The organism is Bradyrhizobium sp. Crot121 (assembly GCF_059512385.1).
In genome coordinates this window covers 1-312 of sequence record NZ_JCAMOR010000535.1, presented here as the reverse complement: position 1 = coordinate 312, position 312 = coordinate 1, and the positions used below count along the sequence as shown (strand labels likewise).

At 67.6% G+C, this 312-nt stretch carries 1 pseudogene; it reads left to right on the top strand.

Annotated elements, in window-relative coordinates:
- Nucleotides 1–36: 36 nt before the first annotated feature.
- Nucleotides 37–312, top strand: a pseudogene (locus AC5ZGW_RS47815) (transposase); the annotation flags it as partial.

The following is a 312-nucleotide window of genomic DNA, read 5'->3' as shown; positions in this document are numbered from 1 at the left end:
TTGGGGCGGCGATACCGAATCGGATCGGTGTCGCCGATGGCAGGACGGATCAGCATGGGTGCGCGGCGCGAGCTCACGGCGGCGGTGGTAGAGCGCTATCGATCAGCAGGGCGGGCAGATAAGGGGCGCATACTCGACGAGCTTTGCGCGGTGACGGGCTGGCATCGCAAGCACGCGGTTCGGGCGCTTGCCAGCCATGTTGCAATTTCGCCGGAGGCCCGGCGACAGCGAAGGCCGACCTATGGCGCCCCTATCAGGGATGCGCTGGTGGCGCTGTGGGAGGCCTCGGATCGGATCTGCGGCAAGCGGCTC